This window comes from Diaphorobacter caeni, from assembly GCF_015354245.1.
Taxonomy (GTDB): Bacteria; Pseudomonadota; Gammaproteobacteria; order Burkholderiales; family Burkholderiaceae_C; genus Diaphorobacter_A; species Diaphorobacter_A caeni.
Genome location: NZ_JADKYZ010000009.1, coordinates 76,349 through 98,888 on the forward strand (window position 1 = coordinate 76,349; position 22,540 = coordinate 98,888).

Annotated in this window: 21 protein-coding genes; 13 read left to right on the top strand and 8 right to left on the bottom strand. The window is 64.8% G+C overall.

Annotation, left to right across the window (positions count from 1 at the left end; all coding sequences use genetic code 11):
• Nucleotides 1–9 precede the first annotated feature (9 nt).
• The 6 genes from ISG32_RS20855 (at nucleotide 10) to ISG32_RS20880 (ending at nucleotide 4,063) form a co-directional block, all read left to right on the top strand.
• Complete coding sequence (locus tag ISG32_RS20855; RefSeq protein ID WP_194772957.1) at nucleotides 10–903, top strand: MaoC/PaaZ C-terminal domain-containing protein; 894 nt, start codon at nucleotides 10–12, stop codon at nucleotides 901–903.
• A 130-nt stretch (nucleotides 904–1,033) separates the two neighbouring features.
• A complete protein-coding gene (locus ISG32_RS20860) occupies nucleotides 1,034–1,834 on the top strand; it encodes an enoyl-CoA hydratase/isomerase family protein (RefSeq protein WP_194772958.1) in 801 nt (266 codons plus the stop codon).
• A gap of 139 nt (nucleotides 1,835–1,973) precedes the next feature.
• Nucleotides 1,974–2,963: a Bug family tripartite tricarboxylate transporter substrate binding protein gene (locus tag ISG32_RS20865; RefSeq protein WP_194772959.1), complete on the top strand. Its 990-nt coding sequence runs from the start codon at nucleotides 1,974–1,976 to the stop codon at nucleotides 2,961–2,963.
• Complete coding sequence (locus tag ISG32_RS20870; RefSeq protein WP_267254045.1) at nucleotides 2,960–3,193, top strand: tripartite tricarboxylate transporter substrate-binding protein; 234 nt, start codon at nucleotides 2,960–2,962, stop codon at nucleotides 3,191–3,193. The genes ISG32_RS20865 and ISG32_RS20870 overlap by 4 nt, the downstream gene beginning before the upstream one ends.
• A gap of 186 nt (nucleotides 3,194–3,379) precedes the next feature.
• On the top strand, nucleotides 3,380–3,679 hold the full coding sequence (locus tag ISG32_RS20875) for a hypothetical protein (RefSeq protein WP_194772961.1): 300 nt from the start codon (nucleotides 3,380–3,382) through the stop codon (nucleotides 3,677–3,679).
• Nucleotides 3,680–3,712: 33 nt separating this feature from the next.
• Nucleotides 3,713–4,063: a hypothetical protein gene (locus ISG32_RS20880; protein WP_194772962.1), complete on the top strand. Its 351-nt coding sequence runs from the start codon at nucleotides 3,713–3,715 to the stop codon at nucleotides 4,061–4,063.
• Nucleotides 4,064–4,123: 60 nt separating this feature from the next.
• Here the strand turns inward: ISG32_RS20880 and ISG32_RS20885 are convergent, their stop codons facing one another.
• From ISG32_RS20885 to ISG32_RS20895, 3 genes are all read right to left on the bottom strand, one after another.
• A complete protein-coding gene (locus ISG32_RS20885; RefSeq protein ID WP_194772963.1) occupies nucleotides 4,124–4,540 on the bottom strand; it encodes a hypothetical protein in 417 nt (138 codons plus the stop codon).
• A gap of 181 nt (nucleotides 4,541–4,721) precedes the next feature.
• Complete coding sequence (locus ISG32_RS20890; RefSeq protein ID WP_194772964.1) at nucleotides 4,722–5,852, bottom strand: zinc-dependent alcohol dehydrogenase family protein; 1,131 nt, start codon at nucleotides 5,850–5,852, stop codon at nucleotides 4,722–4,724.
• Nucleotides 5,849–7,072, bottom strand: coding sequence for an ABC transporter substrate-binding protein (locus ISG32_RS20895; RefSeq protein ID WP_194772965.1), 1,224 nt, complete (start codon nucleotides 7,070–7,072; stop codon nucleotides 5,849–5,851). Before ISG32_RS20895 ends, ISG32_RS20890 begins: the two co-directional genes overlap by 4 nt.
• Nucleotides 7,073–7,387: 315 nt before the next feature.
• Here ISG32_RS20895 and ISG32_RS20900 point away from each other — a divergent pair, with 315 nt between their 5' ends.
• The 3 genes from ISG32_RS20900 to ISG32_RS20910 are packed head-to-tail and all read left to right on the top strand — an operon-like array spanning nucleotide 7,388 to nucleotide 10,183.
• Complete coding sequence (locus ISG32_RS20900; protein ID WP_194772966.1) at nucleotides 7,388–7,798, top strand: Zn-ribbon domain-containing OB-fold protein; 411 nt, start codon at nucleotides 7,388–7,390, stop codon at nucleotides 7,796–7,798.
• Complete coding sequence (locus tag ISG32_RS20905; protein WP_194772967.1) at nucleotides 7,795–9,000, top strand: thiolase; 1,206 nt, start codon at nucleotides 7,795–7,797, stop codon at nucleotides 8,998–9,000. Before ISG32_RS20900 ends, ISG32_RS20905 begins: the two co-directional genes overlap by 4 nt.
• A 28-nt stretch (nucleotides 9,001–9,028) precedes the next feature.
• Nucleotides 9,029–10,183 carry an acyl-CoA dehydrogenase family protein gene (locus ISG32_RS20910; RefSeq protein WP_194772968.1) on the top strand — a complete coding sequence of 385 codons (1,155 nt, stop codon included), beginning with the start codon at nucleotides 9,029–9,031 and terminating at the stop codon, nucleotides 10,181–10,183.
• A 15-nt stretch (nucleotides 10,184–10,198) separates the two neighbouring features.
• Here ISG32_RS20910 and ISG32_RS20915 read toward each other — a convergent pair whose 3' ends face one another.
• A complete protein-coding gene (locus ISG32_RS20915; RefSeq protein ID WP_194772969.1) occupies nucleotides 10,199–11,113 on the bottom strand; it encodes a LysR substrate-binding domain-containing protein in 915 nt (304 codons plus the stop codon).
• A gap of 155 nt (nucleotides 11,114–11,268) precedes the next feature.
• Here ISG32_RS20915 and ISG32_RS20920 point away from each other — a divergent pair, with 155 nt between their 5' ends.
• Complete coding sequence (locus ISG32_RS20920; protein ID WP_194772970.1) at nucleotides 11,269–12,540, top strand: CaiB/BaiF CoA transferase family protein; 1,272 nt, start codon at nucleotides 11,269–11,271, stop codon at nucleotides 12,538–12,540.
• A gap of 140 nt (nucleotides 12,541–12,680) precedes the next feature.
• Here the strand turns inward: ISG32_RS20920 and ISG32_RS20925 are convergent, their stop codons facing one another.
• From ISG32_RS20925 to ISG32_RS20935, 3 genes are all read right to left on the bottom strand, one after another.
• Nucleotides 12,681–15,398 (bottom strand): bifunctional acetate--CoA ligase family protein/GNAT family N-acetyltransferase, encoded by a 2,718-nt coding sequence (locus ISG32_RS20925; RefSeq protein ID WP_194772971.1) that lies wholly within the window; start codon nucleotides 15,396–15,398, stop codon nucleotides 12,681–12,683.
• Between the two features lie 197 nt (nucleotides 15,399–15,595).
• On the bottom strand, nucleotides 15,596–16,921 hold the full coding sequence (locus ISG32_RS20930) for a 3-deoxy-D-manno-octulosonic acid transferase (protein ID WP_323745970.1): 1,326 nt from the start codon (nucleotides 16,919–16,921) through the stop codon (nucleotides 15,596–15,598).
• A gap of 22 nt (nucleotides 16,922–16,943) precedes the next feature.
• On the bottom strand, nucleotides 16,944–18,332 hold the full coding sequence (locus ISG32_RS20935) for a phosphomannomutase/phosphoglucomutase (protein ID WP_194772972.1): 1,389 nt from the start codon (nucleotides 18,330–18,332) through the stop codon (nucleotides 16,944–16,946).
• 150 nt (nucleotides 18,333–18,482) lie between these two features.
• Here ISG32_RS20935 and ISG32_RS20940 point away from each other — a divergent pair, with 150 nt between their 5' ends.
• The 3 genes from ISG32_RS20940 to ISG32_RS20950 are packed head-to-tail and all read left to right on the top strand — an operon-like array spanning nucleotide 18,483 to nucleotide 21,531.
• On the top strand, nucleotides 18,483–20,018 hold the full coding sequence (locus ISG32_RS20940; protein ID WP_194772973.1) for a DNA-3-methyladenine glycosylase 2 family protein: 1,536 nt from the start codon (nucleotides 18,483–18,485) through the stop codon (nucleotides 20,016–20,018).
• A gap of 39 nt (nucleotides 20,019–20,057) precedes the next feature.
• A complete protein-coding gene (locus tag ISG32_RS20945; protein WP_194772974.1) occupies nucleotides 20,058–20,606 on the top strand; it encodes a methylated-DNA--[protein]-cysteine S-methyltransferase in 549 nt (182 codons plus the stop codon).
• 7 nt (nucleotides 20,607–20,613) lie between these two features.
• On the top strand, nucleotides 20,614–21,531 hold the full coding sequence (locus tag ISG32_RS20950) for a DMT family transporter (protein WP_194772975.1): 918 nt from the start codon (nucleotides 20,614–20,616) through the stop codon (nucleotides 21,529–21,531).
• 189 nt (nucleotides 21,532–21,720) lie between these two features.
• Here ISG32_RS20950 and ISG32_RS27635 read toward each other — a convergent pair whose 3' ends face one another.
• Nucleotides 21,721–22,497 carry a hypothetical protein gene (locus tag ISG32_RS27635; protein ID WP_228529988.1) on the bottom strand — a complete coding sequence of 259 codons (777 nt, stop codon included), beginning with the start codon at nucleotides 22,495–22,497 and terminating at the stop codon, nucleotides 21,721–21,723.
• Nucleotides 22,498–22,540 lie beyond the last annotated feature (43 nt).

Below are 22,540 nucleotides of genomic sequence, written 5' to 3' on the forward strand. Positions count from 1 at the left end.
CGCAGCAGCATGGCCATCAGCTACGCGCACCTCAAGCATCGCCCCTTCCCGCCCCAGCATCAGCATTACGCCGAGCGCGACACCATGCTGTATGCGCTCAGTCTCGGACTCGGCAACGATCCGGTCGACGAGAGCGCTCTGCCTTTCGTCTATGAAGGTGCGAAGGGAGGGCTGCGCGCCCTGCCCTCGCTCGCCGTCGTGCTTGGCTATCCGGGATTCTGGGCACGCGAGAGCGATACCGGCATCGATTGGGTGAAGCTGCTGCACGGCGAACAGCGCATGCGCATCCACCGCCCGTTGCCCGCGAGCGCCGAGGTCGTCGGCCACACGCGCGTCACGCATCTCACCGACAAGGGTGAAGGCAAGGGAGCGATCCTCGTGAGCGAACGCCGCATCGAAACCAAGCAAGGCGAGCTGCTCGCCACGCTTCAGGGCATGACATTTCTGCGCGGCGACGGCGGCTACAGCCAGCAAGCGGGCGGCCAGCCCAGCGACCCGCCGCTGCCCCCCCTCTCGCCCACGCCCGACGACCGCCCCCCTGACTTCACCGACACTCAGGCCACGCGCCCCGAGGCAGCGCTGCTCTATCGTCTGCTTGGGGACTACAACCCGCTGCACGCCGAGCCCGCCGTCGCGCGGGCAGCAGGATTTGAGCGCCCCATCCTGCATGGGCTTGCGAGCTACGGTTTGGTCACCTGCGCGATTCTGCGGCAATGTGCGGGCAACGATCCCACGCGTCTCAAGGCGCTGGACATCCGCTTCGCCGCTCCGGTCTATCCGGGCGAAACGCTGATCACGGAGATCTGGCGGATGTCCGGACAGCCCACGCAACTGCAGTTGCGCGCCCGCGTTCTGGAGCGTGACAAAGTGGTCCTGAGCCACGGATTCGCCGAATTGAACTGAGAGCGTGTCGACGATCTCCACACGGTCTTGCAGGCGCGGCCTCGGGCGGTCTGCTGCGTTGCACATCCTCGCGACGAGATCGTAAACACGCTCTGAGTCCCCTCAATACCCCCAAAGGAGACAAGCGCCCATGAACAATCCCCCCGTACTGACCCATGTGCAAGACGGCATCGGCACCATTACCCTCAACCGTCCCGAGGCGCGCAATGCGCTGAGCAAGGACATGCGGCAGGGCATCGCAGCCGCCGTCGTGCAGATGCGCGACGACGAGAGCGTGCAGGCCGTCATCATCACGGGTGCCGGAGGCGCGTTCTGCTCGGGCGGCGACGTGATCCAGATGGTGCAGTCCAACGAAAGCGGACTGCCATGGCGCGAGCGCATCCGTGCACTGCACCAATGGTTTCCCGAGCTGGTGAATCTGCAGAAGCCGGTGATCGCGGCGGTGGATGGACCGGCGTTCGGCGCGGGGTTCAGCATCGCGCTCGCGGCGGATTTCATTCTCGCGAGCAAACGCGCCCAATTCTGTGCGGTGTTTGGGCGCATCGGGCTGATTCCCGATCTGGGCGCAATGCAGCTTCTGCCGCGCATCGTCGGCCAGCAGCGCGCCAAGGAACTGGTCTTCACCGCGCGCACGCTCGGCGCGGCCGAGGCCAGAGAACTTGGCATCGTCTACGAGATTCACGAGGATGGTCCCGCCCTGCAAACCGCTGCGCAGGCGCTTGCCACGCGCTTCAAAGTGGCGTCCACACCTGCCATCGGCATGGCCAAGACGATCATGAATCAGGCCTTTGAGCTGGATGCGCGTGCGATGTCCGAACTCGAGGCCTACGCTCAGACCATGTGCCGTGGCTCCGAATACCACCAGCGGGCCGTGCAGCGCTTTCGCGACAAGCAGCCGCTGCTGTTCGACTGGGACAGGCCCGCCAAGTGAGCGAATGCCCATCGGGGCAAACCCTCTGCCGGAACGCGTGAACCCCGACTTCCGCAAAAGCAGATTCACAGCGCGCACGGGACGCCGCACCATGCGAGCGCTGCTGTTGACTCTCCCATCCCATTTCGGAGCCAAACCCATGCGAATCATCCCCCGTAGATCGGCCTTGCACCAACTGGCATGGGCCGCCGTCGCCACCATCGGCGCAAGCGCCCTGCCCGCCGCCGCGCAAGAGGCGCCATCCGTGCGACTGCTCGTGGGTTATGCCGCCGGCGGCCCGGTCGATCAGGGCGCGCGGCTGGTCGGCGCCGCCCTTTCCAGGGAACTGGGCACGCCCGTCATCGTCGAGAACAAGCCCGGCGCCAATGCCACCGTCGCCGCCGCCGAGGTCTCGCGCGGCAAGCCCGATGGGCTGCTGCTCTGGTTCGCCGCCAGTCCCACGGTCACCATCAGCCCCAACGTGATGACCAAGATGCCGTTCGATCCGGCCAAGGATCTGACTCCGGTGTCGCCCGTGCTCAGCTACTACAACGTGCTCGTGGTGAACAACGACCAGCCCTTCAAGACGGCCGCAGAGCTGGTGGACTACGCCAAGACCCATCCCGGCACGCTGAGTTACGGCTCCGCCGGCGTGGGCGGCTCCAACCACCTCGGCATGCTGCTGCTCGCCAGACGCAGCGGCGTGGAGCTCAACCACATTCCCTACAAGGGCAACGCACCGGCAATGACGGACGTGATCGGCGGCCAGATCAGCATGATGATGGACATCATCAGCACGGCGAGCGGCTTCATCGCGAGCAAAAAGGTGCGCGCGATCGCCGTCACCTCACCACAGCGCAACGCCCTGCTTCCCGAGGTGCCCACCGTGGCCGAGTCGGGCATCGCCGCGCTCAAGGACTTTGACGTCGGCGGCTGGTACGGCATCTACGGCCCCAAAGGCATGTCCCCCGAGCTGACCGCCAAGCTCAACAAGGCGGTGAACGCTGCGCTCAAACAGCCCGATCTCTCCAAGAGGCTCAAGGAACTGGGCTACGACGAATGGACCGGCGAGTCCCGCAAGCTCGCCGACCGCGCCGCCAAGGAACGCGCGATGTGGGCCACCGTCACTCAGGGCATCGTGGTGGATTGAACCGACCATGGGTCGCACTCCTCGCACCGGCCGAGACGCCCAAGCCGATTCAGGAAAAGCGCAACCGCGATTTCAACGCCGTGATGAATGACCCCGCCGTGCGCCAGAAACTGTTCGAGGCCGGTGCCGAAGCCGATCCCGGAACGCAAGATCAGATGAAGAAACGCCTGCGCTCGGAAATCGAAAAATGGGCCAAGGTGATCAAGGCGGCGGAAATCACGGCGAGCTGAACAGCCCGCGCCATCATGAGCCATGCACAATGTGCTCTCATGACGTTTCCGTTTTCACTCCGCTCCCTCGCCCTCTCGCTGCTTCTCGCTGGCTCAACCGCCCCGGTCTTGGCCGAGATGACCCCGGCGCAGCGGGAATTTGCCGACTCGATGATTCTCTGCAACTCGCACGCATTGCTCCTGTACATGTACACACAAGGCGCGGACGGCAAGCCTCTGACCGGCGTGCCCAAACCGGTCGACTACAAGGAGCTGGCCAAGCAGACCGCAGGCAAGGAATACGTGGGCCAATGGCTCGAATCCAATACCGTGCGTGACAAGGCAGTCGCCCAACTTTCGGAGTTGCTGAACGCCAAACCCTACAACGGCTTGAGCGAAAAGGAACGTGACGACCACATGGCCGCCACCTGGTCCAAGATTGTCTCCACCTGCAATGAGTTCGCGGCAGCAGGCCCCGCCAAGGCTGCGCCCAAGAAGCGCAAATGAAGCCCCTCAGCCAGCAAGTTGGAAAAATCCCCCATGAAGCCGCCATATTGCTTTCTCTGTCACAGAGATTTTCACAAGGAGAAAGGCGGGGATTTGGTGTATTTTTCTGACTACGTTCCCTTGGAAGAAGGGATGATGGGACATTCCAGCGGTTCGGAGTGGTTTTGCCCAGAGCATCAGGCCGCGGCAAATGCGCTCGCCTTCAAGACATCAAGCGAGGCGCTGCTTGACCTGCAACGCGAGTACGGGGAGTTTCCACCGCTTCCGCCTTTCGGACCCAACCCCGATCATGAAGCGAGGGAGCTGTCCGCAGGTGCGCTCATGCGCAAAATCGTTGACATCGTTCGCCGAATCACCGGGCGCGCAACTCCAAAAGACAAGTAGCAATCGACCATCGGGGCCTTCATGAACGCGACGGGCTGTCCGTCAACGAGCGCCATCGCTTCACATAGCCTTGAATGCCTTGAGTTCTTTTGCGAGGCTCTCCTTGAATTTCTTGACTGTGCGAGACTCTGGCTTCCACCGATCTGTTTTGGCCAACCATGTATTGAAGTGGGCTTGTACAAACTGGTTTCCAGTTTCTGTGAGATCGATCGCAGCGATGTAGAAGTGTTCGGGACTCTGGCGGTATCTCTCCAGAAGATTGACCCGTGCCAACTTCAACTCGTCAAACGCTTCTGCGACGCCAAGCGAGAACGTCAAGACGCTTTGTCGATAGACGGTGCTTTTGTTTCTTGGCAAGGCAAGCGGATTCGAAACATGGAGTGCGCCAAATTGCTTCCACAAAGCATCGTTTAACTCGGAGAGAGCCTTATCGGCCGCAACTCTGACGCACGACATGCACGAGCCATCGTTGACCAACAGCGTACTCTCCAAGGCAAGAGCGCCACAGACGTTGCAAGCAAGGCGATTTGGTTCCACTGGTAACCTGAGGAAAGGTATCCCGCGAACTTGCGGAGTTGGCTGAACGATACCGGATATGCAGGCACCACGGCAGCTCTCTATCGCATTTTTGTCGCCATTTGCATGGACGGTCCAGCCATCATGCCCCCATGCGGATGATCTGCCGAATCGCCTCGCCCCGTGCCAGGCGGTCAAAGCCCTCGTTGATCTCATCGAGCGTGAGCATGCCGGTGACCAGTTGATCGACGGGCAGACGTCCCGCCTCGTACAAGGACAGATAACGTGCCACATCGCGGCGCGGCACACAGCTGCCCATGTAACTGCCTTTGAGCGTGCGTTCTTCCGCCACCAGATGCCATACCGGCAGACTGATCGCCTGCGCGTTGGCGGGCAGGCCCACGGTGATGGTGGTTCCGCCGCGCCGGGTGACGCGGTAAGCCAGTTCCAGCGCGGGCGCGGCGCCTACCATCTCGAATGCGTGATCGACGCCGCCGCCGGTCAGGTCGCGCACTTTCTGCACAACCTCCGGGTCGCTCGCGTTGAAGGTGTGCGTCGCGCCGAACGACAAGGCATGCGCCAGCTTGTCGTCGTTCAGGTCGATGGCAATGACGCGCGACGCTCCGGCGGCCACCGCGCCCATCACGCCCGACAGCCCCACTCCGCCCAGCCCGACGACCGCAACGCTCTCGCCGGGCTGTACCTTGGCCGTATTGGCGACCGCGCCAACGCCGGTCATCACCGCGCAGCCGAACAGTGCCGCGATTTCCAGCGGGATCAGCTCATCGATCTTCTGCACGCCGCGCCGCGACACGACCGCGTGTTCCGCAAAAGCGGACACGCCCACGAAGTGCGAAATGGACTCGCCATTCCTTGAAATGCGCCTTGCACCCGAGAGCAACGTGCCCGCGATCCCTGCCTGCGCGGCCGGTTCACACAGCACGGGACGCCCTTCGGCGCAGGGCATGCAATTGCCGCAGCCCGGCACGAAGAGCAGCACGACATGGTCACCGACCGCGATGTCATTCACGCCCTCGCCAAGCGCTTCTATCACGCCCGAGGCTTCGTGCCCGAGCACGATGGGCGTGGCCCGTGGGCGGTCGCCGTTGATGATGGACAGGTCCGAATGGCAGACCCCGGCGGCGGCAATGCGCACCAGCACCTCGCCGGGGCCCGGTGGCGCGAGTTCCACCTCCCAGATCTCCAGCGGCTTGCTCTGCGCGTAGGGCGCGGGCGCGCCGGTGCGGGTCAGTACGGCTGCGCGGGTCTTCATGTTGAACCTTTCACCAGCTTGCAGGTGCTTTTGGCGAGCGGCTTGAACGCCTGATCGCCGGGGATGGTCTTGAGCACTTTGTAGTAGTCCCACGGATACTGGGATTCCTCGGGCTTCTTCACCTCGACGAGGTACATGTCATGCACCATGCGGCCGTCCTCGCGCACCTTGCCGTTCTGCGAGAAGAAATCGGAGATCGGCATCGACTTGAGCTGCTTGGCCACCGCCAAACCATCATCGGTGCCTGCCGCCTGGACGGCCATGAGGAAATGCGTGACGGCCGAGTAGCCGCCCGCATGCACCATCGACGGCATCTTCTTCATCTTCTCAAAGAAGCGCCGCGCCCATTGGCGCGACTCGGGCGTGCGGTCCCAGTAGAAGCCCGTTGCAAACACCATGCCCTGACCCTGCTTGAGCCCGAGCGCGTGCACGTCGTTGATGAACATGATGGTCGGCACGACGGTCTGCTTCCTGGTGATGCCGAATTCGTTGGCAGCCTTGATGGTGTTGACCGTGTCGGCCGTGGCGTTCGCGAGCGCGATCACCGAGGCCTTGGACGACTGGGCCTGCAGCAGGAACGACGAGAAATCGCTGGCGTTGAGCGGGTGGTAGGTGGCGCCGACGATGCGCCCACCGCCCTCGCCCACGAACTCGTTGAGATTGGCCGTCATCGCCTTGCCGAACGCGTAGTCCACGCCGATGATGAACCAGTCCTTCTTGCCCTGCGCCAGAATGCCGCGCACCGCGCTGTTGCCGAGAGCGTAGCTGTCATAGGTGTAGTGGATACTGGTCGCGGCGCAATGCTCGTTGGTGAGGATGTCCGAGGCGCCGCCGGTGTTCATCACCATCTTGTTGCGCTCGCGGGCCAGGTTGTTGACCGCCACCGCGACCGAGGAATTGTTGAGGTCCATGATCAGGTCCACACCCTCGCGGTCGAACCAGTTGCGCGCGGCCGTCGCGCCCACGTCGGCCTTGTTCTGGTGGTCCGCAAAGACCAGTTCGATCTTCTTGCCCAGCACCGTTCCTCCAAAATCCTGGATCGCCATGCGTGCCGCCTCCACCGAGCCCCGGCCCGCCGTGTCGGCATAGAGCCCGCTCATGTCGCTGAGCACGCCGATTTTCACCACATCGTCGGAAATCCCGGCGGCCTGCGCCGCACCTCCGACACTGGTGCAGGCCAGCGCGCCCGCCTGTAGAAACCGCATGAATCTGGAACGCATCCGTTGTCTCCTGTGAACTTGTGGCATGAGGAAGCAAGAGTCCGCTCCCACCGCCTTCCAAACCGGTATGGGAGCCGCGTCGGATGCTAGTTCTCGCCGCTGCCGGGTGCCTATGCGCGGTTGTGAAAGCGCGGCTTCAGCGCGAATGAAGCCGGGTTAACACGCAGTGCAAAGCGACGCAGAATCCGCCAGAGGGAACATTCCACAGCCGCGAGAAGCCTCCCTTTCAGAATGCCGAATTGCTGGCTCCTCCCCTGACAGGCATGCTGGGACAATGAACGAAGCACCGGTCACACAACACAGGAGACACAGCACATGCAAATGAGCGCACAGACGCATTACCAGGCCGAGCTGGACGCCGGCCGTTTCTGCATTCAGCAGTGTCCGCAATGCAGCGAACACGTCTTCACGCCGCGCGAGCTGTGTCCGCACTGCGGCGCCAGCCCGCTCAAGTGGGTGCGGGCCAGTGGCCTCGGCGTCGTTTACTCGACCAGCACCATCGCCCGCAAGCCTGACGCAGGGGGCGACTACAACGTGGCGCTCATCGATCTCGACGAGGGCGTGAGGATGATGAGTCGCGTCGAGCTCGTTGCGCCCGATGAGGTCCGCATCGGCCAGCGCGTGCAGGCCCATGTGGCGCAGCGCGACGGGCGCGGCCTGGTGCTGTTCCATCCCGCCGATGCGTCATCCGGCGTTGAAACCGGTGCTGAAGGGAGCGCAGCATGAGCATTCCCCAGTCGCATCTCGACGCAGCCAAGGCCAACCGCCATCTGCGCGGCAGCGTAGCCATCGCAGGAGCCGCCACATACGGCTGCGGTGAATCCCCCGGCATGGACGACATGACCCTGCTCGTGCGCGCCGCCCATGCCGCAGTGACCGACGCGGGCCTGACCATGCAGGACATTGACGGCCTCGCCACCTGCAGCGTGAACTCCGGCATGTGGACCATGCCGGTGATTGAGCATCTTGGCATCAACCCGACCTATGTGGACGGCACGATGGTGGGCGGCAGCAGTTTCATCGCTCACCTGCTGCCCGCCGTGCGCGCGCTCCATGCGGGGCAATGCAATGCGGTGCTGATCTGCTACGGCAGCGCGCAGCGCTCGGCCGCGTTCGGTCGCAAGGAGAGCATCGCGGCACGCCGCTTCATGGACCCGCAGCCCTACGAGCATCCGTTTGAGCCCGTGTTGCCCGTGACGGCCTACGCGCTCGCCGCCGCACGGCACATGCACGAATTCGGCACCACGCGCGAGCAATTGGCCGAGGTGGCCGTGGCCGCACGCGGTTGGGCACAGCAGAACCCGGAAGCCTTCATGCGCGATCCGCTGTCCATCGATGACGTGCTGAAATCCCGCCGCGTCGCGAGCCCGCTCGGCGTGCGCGACTGCTGTCTGGTCACCGACGGCGCGGGCGCGATCGTACTGACCCGCGCCGACCGCGCCCGCGATCTCAAGCAGCCACCCATCCATGTGCTCGGAAGCGCCACGGCCTGCTGGAACCGGCAGATCTCCTGCATGCCCGACCTCACGACCACCGCGGCCGCACAGTCGGGCCCGCAGGCCTTCGCGATGGCCGGCCTCGCCGCCAAGGACATGGACATGGCCCAGCTCTACGATGCCTTCACCATCAACACCATCCTGTTCCTCGAAGACCTAGGCTTCTGCAAGAAGGGCGAAGGCGGCGCGTTCGTTCAGAACGGCGCGATCGCGCCGGGCGGACGGCTGGCGGTCAACACCAACGGCGGCGGCCTCTCGTGCGTGCATCCCGGCATGTACGGCATCTTCACGCTGATCGAGGCCGTGCGCCAGTTGCGTGGACAAGCCGGACAGCGCCAACTGGCGCGCGCACGCACCGCCGTCTGCCATGGCAATGGCGGCACGCTCTCGAGCCAGGCCACGGCGATTCTGGGCACGGCCGAAACCGTTTGAACCGTTTGAGCACAAGGAGCCTCACCCCATGATTCGTGATCAGGAAACGCTCGAAGCCCTGCTCGACAGCGTGCGCCGCTTTGTGCGCGAACGGCTTGTGCCTGCGGAGAACATCGTCGCCGAAACCGACGAAATCCCCGAGTCCATCGTCCAGGAGATGCGCGAGCTGGGCCTCTTCGGCATGACGATTCCCGAGCGCTACGGCGGTCTGGAACTCACCATGGAAGAGGAAGTGCGCGTACTCTTCGAGCTCTGCCAGACCTCGCCCGCCTTCCGCTCGGTGATCGGCACCACGGTGGGCATCGGCTCGCAGGGCATTCTGATGGACGGCACGCCGGAGCAGCAGGAGACATGGCTGCCCCGTCTCGCCACGGGCGAGCTCATGGCCTCGTTCGCGCTGACGGAGCCCGAGGCGGGATCGGACGCCGCATCCCTGCGCACCACCGCCATCCGCGATGGCGACGCCTATGTCGTCAACGGCAACAAGCGCTTCATCACCAACGCGCCGCATGCGGGCCTGTTCACCCTGATGGCGCGCACCGATCCGTCCAACAAGGGCTCCGGAGGCGTCTCGGCCTTCATCCTCGACGCGAAATCGCCCGGCATCAGCTTCGGCAAGAACGACGTGAAGATGGGCCAGCGCGGCGCGCACACCTGTGACGTGTTCTTCGACAACGTTCGCGTGCCGGCCGCCAACCTCATCGGCCTCAAGGAAGGCCAAGGGTTCAGGACCGCGATGAAGGTGCTCGATAAGGGTCGCATCCACATCGCCGCCGTCGCCGTGGGCGTCGCCAAGCGCATTCTTCGCGACGCGTTGAACTACGCGCTGGAACGCAAGCAGTTCGGCCAGCCGATCAGTGAATTCCAGCTCGTTCAGGCCATGCTCGCTGACAGTCAAGCCGAACTCTACGCGGCTGAGTGCATGGTGGTCGATGCCGCCCGCCGCCGCGACGAGGGCCGCAACGTCTCGACCGAAGCCTCCTGCGCCAAGATGTTCGCCACTGAAATGTCGGGCCGCGTGGCCGACCGCGCGGTGCAGATCCTCGGCGGCTCGGGGTATCTGGCCGAGTTCGGCATCGAGCGCTTCTACCGCGACGTGCGGCTTTTCCGCCTGTATGAAGGCACGACGCAGATCCAGCAGATCATCATCGCCCGCAACATGATCCGCGAGGCCAAATTGTAGCGAACGCTCACCGGATCAATCGCACTGCAGCTTGCCCTGCGCATCCTTCACGAGCAGGTCCACCAGTTCGCGTGCGAACGATGGCAGTGCCTCCATGCTGCGCACGCAGATCTGCATTTCGCGCACCGACCACGCGTCGGCCAGCGGCACGATGCTGATCGCCATCGCCTGCGCATGTCGGCTGGCGGCCGACTCGGGAAGAATGCCCACACCCACGCCGGACTCGATCATGCGGCAGGCGGTCTCGAAGTTGCCGACCTGGATGCGCTGCTTGATCGGACGATGAAGCTGATCGCTCGCCTGCCGAAGAAACGCGTGGATCGCGCTCGACTCGTGCAGGCCGACATGGTCAAGCTCGAGCGTGTCGGCAAAGTCCACCTGCATCTGCCCGTCGAGGGCATGACCGCGCGGCACCACCAGCACCAACCGGTCGCGCCGGTAGGGCAAGGTCTCGAGATTCTCGGTGCGCACCAGTCCCGCGACGATGCCGATGTCGGTCTGCCCTTCCGTCACGGCGCGCACGATGTCGTGCGACAGCCGCTCGCGCAGGTCGATGTTCACGTCCGGGTTGCGCCTGAGATAGTGGCGCAGCACGTCCGGCAGAAACTCCCCGAGCGATGTGGTGTTGGCGAATACCCGCACATGGCCCTTGATGCCGCTGGCGTATTCCTGCATGTCGCCGCGCAGATGCTCGATCTGCCCGAGCACCATGCGCGCGTGCGTCACGAAAGCCTGACCCGGCGGCGTCAGCGTCACCCCCTGACTGGTGCGATACAGCAGCTTGGTTCCGATGCTCTCCTCCAGATTCTTGATGCGCGTGCTGGCCGCAGGCAGCGATATGAAGGACAGCTCAGCCCCGCGCGTCATGCTGTTGGCTTCGGCGATGTGCACCATCAGGCGCAGGTCAACTAGGTCGAAATGCATGGACATGCGGCGATTCTAGGGAAAGTGAGCGCTGCCGACGAATGTCTTATTTCAATGATTGGTGGCGAATGCCTGCTTAAAAAGAATGGAAGCCAGCGGTCGGAAACACGCTCTACGATGTCGCCACATTCCGTTCAAGCGGAGAACCACCACGGAGACCTATGGCGACGCAGAGCAGCAACACCCATCCCCAAGGCGCACTGAGCCACATTCGCGTGCTTGACCTCTCGCGCGTGCTCGCGGGCCCCTGGTGCACCCAGAATCTGGCCGACCTGGGTGCCGACGTGATCAAGATCGAAAAACCTGGCGAAGGCGACGACACGCGCCACTGGGGGCCGCCCTTCTTCAAGGACCCAGACGGCAACGACACGGCGGAAGCCTGCTATTTCGCGTCATGCAATCGCAACAAGCGCTCGGTCACCGTGGACATGGCCACGATCGAAGGCCAGACGCTGATCCGCGAGCTGACACGGACAAGCGATGTGCTCGTCGAGAATTTCAAGACCGGTGGCCTCCAGCGCTACGGGCTAGACTACGAATCGCTCAAGGAACTCAATCCGCGCCTGATCTACTGCTCGGTCACCGGTTTCGGCCAGACGGGTCCTTATGCGCCGCGTGCGGGCTATGACCTGCTGGTGCAGGCGATGAGCGGCCTCATGAGCATCACCGGCCGCGCCGACGGCGAACCGGGCGGTGGGCCGATGCGCGTGGGCGTCGCGGTGATCGATCTGTTCACCGGCATGTACGCCACCACCGCCATTCTCGGCGCCATCGAGGCGCGCCACCGCACCGGACGCGGTCAGCACATCGACATGGCGCTGCTGGATGTGGCGATGGCCGTGCTCGCCAATCAGGGCGCCGGGTTTCTCAACGCGGGCAACATCCCGCAGCGCCTCGGCAACACTCACCCAAGCGTCGTTCCCTATCAGGACTTTCCCACGGCCGACGGCAACATGCTGCTGGCCATCGGCAACGACGGCCAGTTCGCGCGCTTTTGTGAAGCCGCTGGAATCGACTGGGGCGGCGACGACAAATTCCGCACCAACAGCGCCCGCGTCAAGCACCGGGAGGAACTGATCCCCCGCATGTGCGACATCACACGCCAGCGCGCCACCGCCGAATGGGTGGCGCTGCTCGAGGACAAGGCCGTGCCCTGCGGCCCGATCAACAACATCGCCGAAGCCTACGCAGATCCCCATGTGCAATCGCGGAGCATCCGCGTCGAGCAGGACCGCTTCACCGACGCGCCCGATGACCTTGCGTGCGCCAACCGCATCGTCACCGCCGCGAGTCCCCTGCGGCTGTCGGACACGCCCACGGCGCTGCGCCATGCCCCGCCGTCGCTGGGCCAGCACACAGAAGAAGTGCTGCAGGCGGAACTCGGGCTCACGCTGGCACAGATCGACGGACTGAGAAGACGCAACGTGCTCTGAATCGATTGCTGCAAAGCACTTCAAAAGCGGAGTCGCCACAAAAGAAGCGCTGTGCGCCCCCACAAAAGCCCGTCGGATGGAACGCCGACCGGCCTTTGAGGCAATACGTCGCAGCCGGTAGACAGCATGCTCCCCTGAATCTAGAGCTGATGGACGACGAGACGAAACTCCGGATCATCCGGGAACGCCTTGATTTCAAAACCAAGCCTGCGCATGAGCTTGAGCATGTTGGGATTGTTGCCAAGCACGAGTCCCTGTATCTCGGCGAGGCCCCGGTCCCGCGCGACTTCCATGATCGCCAGCATCAAGCGCGACCCAAGCCCCCGCCCCGCAAAATCGTCCGCCACCAGCAGCGCAAACTCGCAGCTCGACTGGTCAGGATTCGTCACATAGCGCGAAACGCCGACGATACGCTCGGTCTCGGTGACCTGTCCCTCGTCATCGACCGCACTCTCCTTCTGCACCGCCACCAGCGCCATTTCGCGGTCATAGTCGATGAGGGTGAACCGCGCGAGCATCGAGGCGGGCAACTCCGCGAGCTGCGAGACAAAACGGAAATACCGGCTCTCCGGCGACAGCTCCCGCACCAGCTTCTGCAGCATCTGCGCGTCGTCGGGGCGGATCGGACGCACATGGTATTCACCGCCGCCGCGCATCGGCCAGATCTGCTCATAGCGCGCGGGGTACGGCATGATCGCCAAGTGCGCGTAGCTCGAATCCGCACCGAGCAGGCCGGTCGTGAGCGTGCCCGACGCGCCATGGGTCGCCTCGCCGACGACGATGCGCGCATCCACCGCGACCACGCCGTTGGCGTCCACGATCAGCGGGTTGATGTCCATTTCGCGCAACTGTGGCAGCGCGCAGGCCATTTCCGAGACGCGCAGCAGCACCTGCTCCAGCGCCTCGAAATTCACCGGGTCGGCCCCGCGCCATTCGCCCAGCGTCTCGGCGACGCGTGAACGCTCGATCAGGCGACGGGCCAGAAACTGGTTGAGCGGCGGCAGCTCCATCGAGCCATCGTCCATCAGCTCGACCATGGTGCCGCCTGCGCCGAAGGTGATGACCGGGCCAAAGTACTCATCGCTCACGAGGCCGATGCAGATCTCGCGGCCGCGCCGGGCGCGCGCCATGTTCTGCACGGTCACGCCGTTGATGCGCGCCGTGGGCTGCAGCCGCGCCACGCGCTGCACCATGTCGGCATAGGCATCGCGCACTGCCGTGCCGGTATGTACGTTGAGCGCCACCCCGCCGACGTCGGACTTGTGGCTGATGTCGGGCGAATCGATCTTGAGCGCGACCGGGTAGCCGAGCTGTGTGGCGATCATCATCGCCTCGTGCGCGCTGCGCGCCTGTAGGGTGCGCGTGACCGGAATGTGGAAGGCCGCGAGCAGCGACTTGGACTCCATCTCGGTGAGCACCTTGCGGCGCTCGGCGAGCACGCTCTCGATGACGAGGCGCGCGCCCTCGATGTCGGGCTTGGCGAGGGTCGACAGCGACGGCGGCGTCTGCAGCAGCAATTGCTGGTTGCGATAGAAGGTCGAGATGTTGCAGAACGCACCGACCGCCGCTTCGGGCGTGCGAAAGCTCGGGATCTGCGCCTTGCGCAGCGTCTGGCGCGCGGGCAGCACCAGCGTGTCGCCCAGCCAGCTGGTGAGCAGCGGCTTGCTCATCGAGCGCTTGGCGTCCGAGAGCGCCTGCGCCACCGCCGTCGCATCCCTGCCGGGCTTGGGCGAGAAGATCGCGAGCACGCCGTCGATCTGCTTGTCCTTGTTCGCGGCCTCGATCGCGAGGCGGTAATGTTCGGGCCCGGCTTCCTCCGACAGATCGATCAGATCGGACAGCGTGGCAAGGGGCGGCAACTGCGCGGCCAGCGCCGTGGCGGCCTCGGCCGACAGGCGAGCAAGCCCCAGGCCCTTTTCATTGATCCAGTCCGCCGCGAGCACGCCGGGGCCGCCGCCGTTGGTGATCACGGCCAGCCGCTGGCCCACTGGGCGGTAGCGTGAGGCGAGGCATTTCGCCGCCGAAAACAGCTCGACAAAAGTGCTCACCCGCACGGCACCCGCGCGGCGCAGCGCGGCGTCGAAGACCTCGTCGCTGCCAACGATGGCGCCGCTGTGGGTCAGCGCTGCCGCGTTGCCCGCGGGCTTGCGCCCCGCCTTGAGCACGATGACTGGCTTGGAATTGGCGGCCGTGCGCAGCGCGCTCATGAAACGCCGGGCGTTCTGAATGCCCTCCATGTAGACCACGATGCTCTGCGTGCGAGGGTCATTCGCCAGAAAATCGAGCACGGCGGCGATGCCCAGATCGGTATGGGGGCCAAGCGACACCACGCTGGAAAAGCCCACCGCATTGCTGCGCGCCCAATCGAGAATCGAAGCGGTCAACGCACCCGACTGGCAGATCAGTCCCAACGAGCCTTCCGCCGCAAGCGGCCCCACGGCGCTCGCGTTGAGCTGCAGCGACGGACGCTGTATGCCGAGCGAATTTGGACCGAGCAGAAACATGCCCTCGCGTTTGGCGATGCGCTTCAAGTCGGACGCCTGCGCCTGCGACATGCCGGTGGACAGCACGATGGCGGCGCGGCAGTTCATGCGTCCAGCCACTTCCATGGCCGCGACCACTTCATCGGCCGGCAACGCGATCACCGCGAGATCCGCGCGCGCCTGCGCAAGATCGGCCAACGTGCCGCTGGTGTGGATGTCCATGAACGTCAGGCTGCCGGTGAACTTCTGCGCGCGCAGGGCCTCCTGGACATTGCGCGCCAGCGGCGACAGAGACTCCGGCTTGTCGCCCGGCCCCGCCAGCACGACGACCGATGCGGGAGCGAACAAGGGGGTGAGGTAGTGCTTATCCAACATGGTGATGGTGAAACGACAGTGGCTGACCGGTGCCCGCGCCCATGGGATTGCGTCCCCATGACGGCGTGACAACTCACGAAAGCACATTGTCCAGCACTTGAGGGGAAACGATAGCTTCAACCGCCTCGACGTTTGTTTTTCGTCATAGTGCGAGCTTATCGATCGGCGTATTCAGCCCCAGCCCGTCGCTCGAGGAGTCAAACGGCGGCCTGACGAGGACTGTCGCCGCGCATCTGCTGCACCACGGCGAGCGCGGTGGACATCGCAGCGCCCCGGTGTGCGCTGGTGAAAGCATGGCAGCGCGAGGCCAGATCGGCGAGGCGCTCGGGCTCGTTGACAAGGCGCACGGATTCGAGCACGCCCGCGTCGATGTCGACCACCCGCAGCGCGACGCCCGCATCGGCGGCCAGTTCGGACGCCTCGGCGAAATTGAAGGTGTGCGGCCCCATGATGACCGGGCAGTCGCATGACAGCGCCTCGATCAGGTTCTGTCCACCCAGCGGCTCGAAACTGCCGCCGAGCATCGCGGCATGGGCCATTCCGTAGTACTGCGCCATCTCGCCCATGCTGTCGCCAAGCCAGACGTCGGCGGCTTCCGGTGCATCGACCCAGGCGCTGCGGCGCGAGACCGTCAGACCCGCATCGACGCACAGCGCGATCACCTCGTCAAAACGTTGCGGATGGCGCGGCACCAGCAGCCATTGCACTTGCTGTTGCCTGCTCGCGAAGCTCTCGCGCTGACGCAGCCAAGCCTGAAGCCATGCGGCCTCCTCGCCCTCGCGGCTGCTCGCGAACAGCACCACCGGGCGTTCGCTGGTCGCGCGCCAGGCACGGCCGCGTGCGAGCAAGGCCGCGTCGGGCACGCTGTCGAACTTGAGATTGCCGAGCACCCCACGCACCGGCGCACCGACGTCCGCGAGTCGCCGGGCGTCCACCTCGGTCTGCGCCCAGACGGCCGACAGGCTGCGGTATGCGGGCCCAGCCAGCCACGACAGCCGCTTGGCCCCGCGCCACGACTTCTCGTTCATGCGCGCGTTCGCAAGCACCAGCGGAATGCCCCGCTCCCTGCAGCCAGCCACCAGATTCGGCCAGATCTCGGTCTCCATGAGCACGCCGATGTCGGGCCGGAAGTTCAGCAGGAATCGGCGCACCGCCTGCGGTGAATCCCAGGGTTGCCAGACCTGGATGTCGTCTGCGCGCAGCAGCTTCTTGCCCTCTTCGCGCCCCGTGGCCGTGCCGTTGGTGAGCAACAGCTGCATGCCGGGCAGGAGTTCGCGCAGTTCCTTGAGCAGGATGGCGGCGGCGCGCGTCTCGCCCAGCGACACCGCGTGGATCCAGACGAGCGGCCGGGCCGCCCCCCCAGATGCCCCGGACGCGCCAGCCACGCGCGGCGGCGTGTCGTAGTGCCCGAAGCGTTCGCCGACGGCCATGGCGTAGCCCGGCTCGGATTGCGCGCGCCGCGCCAGCTTGCGCCGCAGGAGCGGCGTCGCCAGCTGAATCGCCAGTGAATAGAGTCCCCTCACTGAATGCTCGAAGCGTCGATGCTCAGTGCGCCGCCCCGCCCACCTTGGCTCCGGGCTTCACGCGCTCGAGCAGCGCCAGCATGTCGGTTTCGATGCGGTGCATCGCTTCCTGCGTGTGGCCTTCAAAGCGCAGCACCAGCACCGGCGTGGTGTTGCTCGCGCGGATCAGGCCAAAGCCGTCCGGCCAGTCGACCCGCAGACCGTCGATGGTGCTGAGCTGTGCGGGTGCGCTGAACGTGGAGGAAGCGATTTCCTGCAGTTGGGCCGTCAGGCGATGGGGTTCGCCTTCTTCGCAGGTCACGTTGAGCTCGGGCGTCGAGAAACTGGTCGGCAGCGCATTGAGCACGGCGCTCGGATCGCCGTGTTTGCTCAGGATTTCCAGCAGACGGCAGCCCGCGTAGGTGCCGTCGTCGAAGCCGAACCAGCGCTCCTTGAAGAAGATATGGCCGCTCATTTCGCCGCCCAGAGGCGCATCGAGCTCCTTCATGCGGGCCTTGATCAGCGAGTGGCCGGTCTTGTACATGACGGCCTTGCCACCCGCCGCCTCGATGGCGGGCGCAAGGCGCTGGGTGCACTTCACGTCGAACAGAATCGAGCCACCGGGCACGCGCGCGAGCACGTCCTGCGCGAACAGCATCATCTGGCGATCGGGAAAGATGTTCTGACCGTCCTTGGTGACGATGCCGAGGCGGTCTCCGTCGCCGTCGAACGCGAGACCGAGTTCGGCGTCGCTGTTCTTGAGCGCCGCGATCACGTCCTTCAGATTGTCCGGCTTGCTGGGGTCGGGATGGTGGTTGGGGAAATCGCCATCCACCTCGGAAAACAGCTCGATCACCTCGCAGCCGATGGCGCGGAAGATGCCCGGAGCCGAAGCGCCCGCGACGCCGTTGCCGGAATCGACGACGATCTTCATCGGACGCGCAAGCTTGATGTCGCCGACGATGCGGTCCGTGTAAGCCTGCAGCACGTTGGCTTCGCGGATGCTGCCACCTTCGTGCGCCTGCCAGGTCTGCTCGTCCATCACGCGGCGCAGGTTCTGGATTTCCTCGCCATAGATGGCCTTGCCCGCGAGCACCATCTTGAAGCCGTTGTAATCCTTGGGATTGTGGCTTCCAGTCACCTGGATGCCGCTGTGGCACAGGGTGGCGGCCGCGAAATACAGCATCGGCGTCGTGACCATGCCCACATCGATCACCTCGATGCCCACGTCCACCAGACCCGCCATCAGCGCGGCCGACAGCGCGGGGCCGGACAGACGGCCGTCACGGCCCACCGCCACCACGCGCTCACCCTTGGCGCGCGCGGCCAGTCCGAACGCCCGGCCCAGATTGTGGGCCACGTCTTCGTTCAGAGTGCTGGGAACAATGCCGCGAATGTCATAGGCTTTGAAAATGGCTGGCGAAAATGGCACGGAACAACCTGTCGATGAAGTTGAAAAACGGACACGATTGTAGGCGTGCCGGATGGTGCCGCCGTCGCCGCCTGATTTCGTGGACGCGGTTTTTGATGGACATGTCCGAAAACTGCCAGCGTCCGGCGTCGCCTTCCCTATCATGAAGCCATGACCGAAATCACACCACCCGCCATGACATCCGTGGATGACGCACGCTATCTGGCCCTCAGGGCGCGCGATGCGCGCTTTGACGGCAGCTTCTTCACGGGCGTGACCAGCACCGGCATCTACTGCCGCCCGGTCTGCTCCGTGCGGGTTCCGCGCCGGGAAAATTGCCGCTTTTTCGAGCTGGCGGCTCAGGCCGAGCATGCCGGTTTCCGCCCCTGCCTGCGCTGCCGTCCCGAGCTGGCACCACAGGCGCTGGTCTGGTCGAGTCAGGACGCGAGCGGCATCTTGCTGCGGCAGGCGCTGCGCATGCTGGACGCGCCCGAGAACTGGTCGGATGTCGAAGGCGGCGCGGTCATCGACTGGCTGGCCGGGCGCTTGGGCGTGACGGACCGCCATGTGCGCCGGATTTTCAGCGTGGCGCTCGGCATCTCGCCGCTCCAGTACCTTCAGACCCGCCGCCTGCTCGCTGCCAAGCAGTTGCTGACCGACACGACGCTGCCTATCACCCAGGTCGCGCTCTCCAGCGGCTTTCGCAGCGTCCGCAACTTCAATGCGGCGTTTCTGCAGCACTACGCGCTGCGGCCCAGCCAACTGCGCAAGGACGGCGGTGAGTCGGGCGACGGCGATGCGGTGCAGTCGCACGTGATCCGCCTCGGCTGGCGTCCACCCTACGATGTGCAGGCCATGCTCGGGTTTCTGGGCACCCGCGCCATCGCGTCGCTGGAACAGCTGGAGGCCGCGCCGCCCAAAGGCATGCCCGGCATGCGCCGAACGCTGCGCATGGGCGACGGTGCCAAGGCCGCCAGTGGCTGGTTTGACGTGCGTTTTGACGAGGCGTCGGCCCGCCTGCTGCTGACCGTGAGCGACTCCTTGCTGCCCGTGCTCCCCGCACTGATTGCGCGCGTGCGCGCGATGTTCGATCTGGACGCCGATCTGGGCGTGATCGACGGCGTTCTCGCACCCTTTTTTCGAGCAGGGGAAGGCATGCGCGTGCCGGGCGCGGCGGACGGCTTTGAGCTCGCGGTGCGCGCCGTGCTGGGCCAGCAGATCACGGTCGCCGCCGCACGCACACTGGCTCAGCGGCTCGTGCAGGCTTTCGGCGAACCCGTCGCCACGCCATGGCCGGAGCTCTCACGGCTGTTCCCCACGGCCGATGCATTGACCCACGCAAGCGGGGATGCGCTGGGCGCGCTCGGCATCGTGCGCCAGCGCCAGCAGGCGATCAAGGCGATCGCCGCAGCCACGGCCGAAGGCAGGCTGCGGCTGCAGCCTGGCGAAGACCCAGAAGCCACCATGGCCGCGCTGCGCGAGCTGCCCGGCATTGGTGACTGGACGGCCCAATACATCGCGATGCGCGCCCTTCGCTGGCCCGACGCATTTCCCGCAGGCGATGTCGCCCTGCAATCGGCGCTGGGCATCGCGCGCGGCACGAACGCGGCACATGCGGCGCGCGATGCGCTCACCGCATCGCAAGTCTGGCGGCCGTGGCGCAGCTACGCCGTCATGCGCATCTGGGCGGGACTGGCCCGGCCCTGATCGTGAACCCTCAGTCAATCGACATTCCGGAGCACTTCCATGACCACCTTTTCGAACGACCTCGTCTGCACCCGCTTTTCCACACCGCTCGGCGACATGTACGCCGCCGCATCGAACCAGGGTCTGGTGGGCCTGTGGTTTCACGACCAGAAACACCTGCCCGCGCAACTCGCGCCCGATCTGCCGCATCCCCTCTGGCGGATGGAGGACGATCACCCGGTGCTGACGAAAGCCAGAGACCAGGTGCGCGAGTTTCTTGCCGGCGAGCGTCGTGACTTCGATCTGCCGCTGGACATTTCCGCAGGCACGCCGTTCCAGCGTTCGGTATGGCAGGCGCTGCTTCATATTCCTGTCGGCAAGACAACCACCTACGGCGCCCTCGCCCGCCAGCTTGGCAAGACGCAGGCCATGCGCGCGGTCGGAGCTGCCGTAGGGCGGAATCCACTGAGTCTGGCCGTGCCCTGCCACCGGGTTCTCGGTCAGGACGGCAGTCTGACCGGCTATGCTGGCGGGCTGACGCGCAAAACCGCGCTGCTGACGCTCGAAGGCGCGCTCGCGGGCGGCGTCCATGGCGTTCCAAAGAATTGAAAACAACATGACTTCCACCACCGTGCCGACCCACTCGGCGCAACGCTCCTGGGTTCCTGAATTTCTGCTGCTGTCAGCGATCTGGGGCGCATCGTTTCTGTTCATGCGCATGGGTGCGGTGGAGTTCGGTCCGTTTCCGACGGCCGGCCTGCGCGTGGCGCTCGCGGCCGTGCTGCTGCTGCCATTCGTGGTGCTCGCGGGTGAGTGGCCTGCCCTGCGCCGCCACTGGAAAACCGTGATGCTCGCCGGCGTGATCAATTCGGCGATCCCCTTTGCACTGTTCGCCTGGGCGGTGATGCACATCACCACCGGCCTCACCTCGATTCTGAACGCCACCGTGCCGCTGTTCGGCGCGCTGGTCGCGTGGATCTGGCTGGGCGAGCGCATTCAGCGCCTGCGCTGGCTGGGATTGCTGCTCGGCTTCGTGGGCGTCGCGCTGCTGGCTTGGAAGGCTCCGGGCGGCGCGGGCATGAAGAGCAGCGATGCGGGCTGGGCCATCGCGGCCTGCCTCGGTGCGTCGATCTGCTACGCCGTCGCGGCCAATTTCGCCAAACGCTATCTCGTGGGCGTGCCGCCGCTCGCAAGCGCCACCGGCAGTCTGCTCGGCGCGAGCGCCTGCCTGGCCATCCCCACCGTGATGAACTGGCCGACCCAGATGCCCGGGCCGCGCGCCTGGGGCGCAGTGGTCGCCATCGCCGTGCTCTGCACCGGGCTGGCCTATTTTCTGTATTTCCGCCTGATCGCCAACGCCGGGCCCAGCCGCGCGGTCGCCGTGACCTTTCTCGCGCCCGCGTTCGCCGTTCTCTACGGCGTGGTGTTTCTTCACGAAACCATTACCCCCTGGATGCTCGGCTGCGGCGTGATCATCGTATGCGGAACCATGTTGTCTACGGGTCTGGTTCGATTTGACCGTAAACCCCGATGAATTGTCTGACAAGACGAACTCGAAAACGCTGTTCACACCCCAAACAATAGATTACAATTAATTCAAATGCACATTCGATAGAAATATTTTACGAATTGCACAATCACGGTTTGTTTCGGGTTGGCTGACGCATTTCCAGAGTGATCGCGGGGGAGATGGTTGGCGAACGAAGACTCACGTCACTATTCATCACCGCTGTCCACTTGGCATATGACCAATGAATTCTTCGTCACGGGCTTGATTCTGGTGACGCTGATCATTGGTGCCGCGCTGCTGCCGATTTCCACTTTGCTCAACCCCAGCCGACGCGACCAGATCTGCATCGGCCTGGTCTGCGGGTTGTTTTCGCTGTTGGTGACGATGCTGCACGTGCGCTCGACCATGGGCGGCATTTCCTTCGTCTACCCCAGCATTCTTGCGTCGGTGAGCTTTCTCTTCGGCCCGCTGGCCGGAGGCGTGGCGACGCTGTGCTCCCTGCTTGGCATGTTTCTGGACACGCCGCACGCCTGGTGGATAGACCTTGGGCTGGCACTCTCCATGTGGGGTGTGGGCAGCGTCGCCTGGCTGGTTCAGCGACGCACCCGACTCAACTTCTGGCTGCTCTTTGCCCTGCTGATGGTGCTCGTGCCCATGTTCATCACTCCATGGGCCACCCTCGGAGATCCGGCCGAGCGCCATGGCTGGGCCACGCTGGATGTGATTCCTCTGCGATACGTTCTGGGGCTGGTGACGCTGTGCGGGGGCGTCGGTCTGATCATGCGTCAGGCACGCACTCAGCGCATGCTGCTGCACAGCGAGAACGAGCTCGTTCACGCACTCAGGGCGACGGGCGGCGGGCGCTGGGAATGGAACGTGCGCGAACGGCTTTTCAGCTACCACGGCAGTTTTTTCCGCGATTTCGGACTTGAAGACAGCCCCGGCGACAACGACATCGCTCCGCTCAAACCCCTTCGACGAGCTGATCAATTCGCTACCCTGCGTTCACGCATCGACCCGGATGACTTCGAAC

Coding starts and splice junctions, on each gene's coding strand:
- ISG32_RS20855 (WP_194772957.1), top strand. CDS start 10: ATGGCCATCAGCTACGCGCACCTCAAGCATCGCCCCTTCCCGCCCCAG.
- ISG32_RS20860 (WP_194772958.1), top strand. CDS start 1,034: ATGAACAATCCCCCCGTACTGACCCATGTGCAAGACGGCATCGGCACC.
- ISG32_RS20865 (WP_194772959.1), top strand. CDS start 1,974: ATGCGAATCATCCCCCGTAGATCGGCCTTGCACCAACTGGCATGGGCC.
- ISG32_RS20875 (WP_194772961.1), top strand. CDS start 3,380: ATGTACACACAAGGCGCGGACGGCAAGCCTCTGACCGGCGTGCCCAAA.
- ISG32_RS20880 (WP_194772962.1), top strand. CDS start 3,713: ATGAAGCCGCCATATTGCTTTCTCTGTCACAGAGATTTTCACAAGGAG.
- ISG32_RS20890 (WP_194772964.1), bottom strand. CDS start 5,852: ATGAAGACCCGCGCAGCCGTACTGACCCGCACCGGCGCGCCCGCGCCC.
- ISG32_RS20895 (WP_194772965.1), bottom strand. CDS start 7,072: ATGCGTTCCAGATTCATGCGGTTTCTACAGGCGGGCGCGCTGGCCTGC.
- ISG32_RS20900 (WP_194772966.1), top strand. CDS start 7,388: ATGCAAATGAGCGCACAGACGCATTACCAGGCCGAGCTGGACGCCGGC.
- ISG32_RS20905 (WP_194772967.1), top strand. CDS start 7,795: ATGAGCATTCCCCAGTCGCATCTCGACGCAGCCAAGGCCAACCGCCAT.
- ISG32_RS20910 (WP_194772968.1), top strand. CDS start 9,029: ATGATTCGTGATCAGGAAACGCTCGAAGCCCTGCTCGACAGCGTGCGC.
- ISG32_RS20915 (WP_194772969.1), bottom strand. CDS start 11,113: ATGTCCATGCATTTCGACCTAGTTGACCTGCGCCTGATGGTGCACATC.
- ISG32_RS20920 (WP_194772970.1), top strand. CDS start 11,269: ATGGCGACGCAGAGCAGCAACACCCATCCCCAAGGCGCACTGAGCCAC.
- ISG32_RS20925 (WP_194772971.1), bottom strand. CDS start 15,398: ATGTTGGATAAGCACTACCTCACCCCCTTGTTCGCTCCCGCATCGGTC.
- ISG32_RS20940 (WP_194772973.1), top strand. CDS start 18,483: ATGACCGAAATCACACCACCCGCCATGACATCCGTGGATGACGCACGC.
- ISG32_RS20945 (WP_194772974.1), top strand. CDS start 20,058: ATGACCACCTTTTCGAACGACCTCGTCTGCACCCGCTTTTCCACACCG.
- ISG32_RS20950 (WP_194772975.1), top strand. CDS start 20,614: ATGACTTCCACCACCGTGCCGACCCACTCGGCGCAACGCTCCTGGGTT.